Raw genomic sequence first — 2,533 nt, forward strand, 5'->3', positions numbered from 1 at the left:
GTAACCGTAAAATCTTTCGGCGTATAAAAAGGCCGCCATCTCAGCGCACAGGCAATGAGATGGCGGTCGGCATTTTCATTATGGTTTAGGAATTCTGCATTCCTGGGGCGCATTCACCGGGAGGAAAGATTCTGCCCAAGCCTCATCCGTCTGGCTCAGGCCCGGTGCGTTGTTCAGGAGCCAAACCAGGTAGCGGTAGGGATCCAGGTCATTCTCCTTTGCGGTTTCAATCAGACTGTAGATCACAGCGCTGGACTGGGCGCCGGCGGGGGTGTTGGAAAAGAGCCAGTTCTTCCGGCCCATGACGAATGGCTTAATGCTGCGCTCGGCACGGTTGTTGGAGAGCTCCAGCCTCCCGTCCTCCAGATAGCGTACCAGGTAGGGCCACTGCTCCCGCAGATAGTGCAGAGCCTTGCCCAGGGCGGACTTGGGGGCAGTCTTGGCGCTGGCCTCATTTGCCCATGCCAACAGAGCGTCCAGAACCGGTTTCTCCAGTTCCAGCCGCTTGTTGTATCGCTCTTCCGGTGTCAGGTCCGCGAGAGACTGCTCCAGCTGAAACAGCCGGGTGCAGTAACACTCGCCGGTTGCCGCCGGAGACTCCTGCCGTTTCTCTTTGGGCAGTGTCTGCAGCGCCTCGTCAAACTTTCGCCTGGCGTGTGCCCAGCAGCCCACCACCCGGATATTCTCCGGCAGCTTGTGGTAGCCCTGGTAGCCGTCCGCGTGCAGCCAGCCGGAGAAATCCTTGAGGAAAGCCTGGGCGTGCTCCGCCTTCCGGCTGGGCTGGTACTCATACAGGACAATGGGATACTCAGCGCAGCCGCTGGTCCGGTAGAGCCACATATAGGATTTGCTCGTAGATGTCCTGCCCGGCTCCTTCAACACCTGCAGCGTGGTCTCATCCCCGTGCAATACAGTCTCCTGGCACAGCCTTCGGTGCAGTGCATCATACACCGGCCGCAGCCAGGTGTCCGAGGCCTGCAGGATCCAGTTGGCCATGGTCTGCCGGGATAGCTTCAGCCCCTGCCGCTGGAACTCCTGCTCCAGACGGTACAACGGTGAGTACATGACGAATTTCTGCGTCATGATATGGGCTACCGCCTCCGGGGAGGCAAAGCTGCCCGGGCAGAGCGTCGGCTGTTTGGGTGTCTTTCGGAGATTGCCTTCTCCTGTTTCCGCCTCGCACTGCTTGCAGGCATAGGTGTAGTACACATCCTCCCGGATCCAGAACCGGGCCGGCTCCATTTTCAGGCTCCGGCGCACCTCTTTCCCAATCTCCTCCATCACGGCGCCGCAGGTATCGCAGGTGCGCTCTCCTTCGGAAAGGCGGTGCTCCACCACTTCCATGGGGGTCCCCTCCGGCACAATATCCAGTACATTGCCACTCTGCCGTTTGCGGGCATGGGCCTTTACTGCCACCTGCTCCGCTGTTGCATTTTGGGTCCCATAGGCATAGGCCTCCGCCTCATTCGCCATGAAAGACAGCTGGTCCATCAAGCCCTCCTGGAGCCGCTCTGAGGATGCCCCAAACTGCCGCTTTTTTGCAAGACCAAGCTGCTCCAGAAGCCATTGGTTCTGGAGCTTTAGCTCAGTCAGCTGTGCCTGCTGAGAATCGTATTCCGCCCGCGAAACGGTCACCATTTCCGGGGTGCTTACAGCAGCGTTCTTCTCATGTTCCATGAGTAAATAATACCATAAAATAGGGTAAAAAGCCAATGCGTTCAATACTTTCCGGCATTAGATTACGCTCAGGCCGGACACTACCTTGTTTGCCTTCGGCTGCTCGGTCTTCAGCCCCTCCATCAGCCAGCGGTACTGCTGGGGCGTTAAGGCCTGCACTTCCTCCGTGCTCCGAGGCCATTGAAAACTGCCGCTCTCCAGGCGCTTATACAACAGCAGAAAACCGTCTCCCTCCCAGTACAACGCCTTAATCCGGTCCCGCCTTCTTCCGCAGAACAGAAACAGCGCTCGCTGAAAGGGATCCATCTGAAACTGGCTCTTTACCACGGTGGCCAGTCCATCAATGCCTCGACGTAGATCTGTGTATCCGCAGGCGATGTAAACCGGGCAGCTGCAGTTGAAATCGTTCAGCATATGTGCAGCATCTCAACCAATGTTTTCAGCTGCTCCCTCCCACACGATGAATAGATATCGATTCTCACATTCCCGACATACAGCGTAGCGGAATGTTCCGCTTCGTTGCAGCATTCCTTTCTTGGTACCGGCACTTCAGCAAAGGTAACGCTGCCTTGTTCTCTCTCCTGTGCCATACTGCCCGCTGCAGACAGCACTTCTCTTTCCCAGCGATAATATGTGCTTGGGCTGATTTCTTGCTGCCTGCACCACTTCCGAACGGATAACCCACTGCTCCGGCAAGCCTGGATTGCTGCCACCCATTCCTGCAGCTGCGCCTGGTGTTTCAATTTGTTTGATGTCACGGCAAGACCCCCCGTACAAATTAGTGCTGGAACGTTCCGCTACGTTCCAGCACTATTATCTCATGGAAGTCTATCCGCCTGCTCCTTTGACGGTTACT

General features: G+C 56.9%; 3 protein-coding genes. All 3 read right to left on the bottom strand.

Going from position 1 to position 2,533, the window contains the following annotated elements; all coding sequences use genetic code 11:
• Positions 1 to 78 precede the first annotated feature (78 nt).
• From B5F88_RS19020 to B5F88_RS20460, 3 genes are read right to left on the bottom strand one after another with little or no spacing between them, the layout of a single operon-like run.
• Positions 79 to 1,677, bottom strand: a complete 1,599-nt coding sequence (locus B5F88_RS19020) for an IS66 family transposase (RefSeq protein WP_087936993.1) — start codon at positions 1,675 to 1,677, stop codon at positions 79 to 81.
• A gap of 57 nt (positions 1,678 to 1,734) precedes the next feature.
• On the bottom strand, positions 1,735 to 2,091 hold the full coding sequence (tnpB, locus tag B5F88_RS19025) for an IS66 family insertion sequence element accessory protein TnpB (protein WP_087936994.1): 357 nt from the start codon (positions 2,089 to 2,091) through the stop codon (positions 1,735 to 1,737).
• On the bottom strand, positions 2,085 to 2,435 hold the full coding sequence (locus B5F88_RS20460) for a transposase (protein WP_162612253.1): 351 nt from the start codon (positions 2,433 to 2,435) through the stop codon (positions 2,085 to 2,087). The genes tnpB and B5F88_RS20460 overlap by 7 nt, the downstream gene beginning before the upstream one ends.
• Positions 2,436 to 2,533: the final 98 nt, after the last annotated feature.

It is taken from the genome of Flavonifractor sp. An306 (assembly GCF_002159455.1).
Classification (GTDB): Bacteria; Bacillota; Clostridia; order Oscillospirales; family Oscillospiraceae; genus Flavonifractor.

What these genes read in the sequence shown, in the direction of transcription:
- B5F88_RS19020 (WP_087936993.1), bottom strand. Translation starts at nt 1,677, where the DNA reads ATGGAACATGAGAAGAACGCTGCTGTAAGCACCCCGGAAATGGTGACC.
- tnpB (WP_087936994.1), bottom strand. Translation starts at nt 2,091, where the DNA reads ATGCTGAACGATTTCAACTGCAGCTGCCCGGTTTACATCGCCTGCGGA.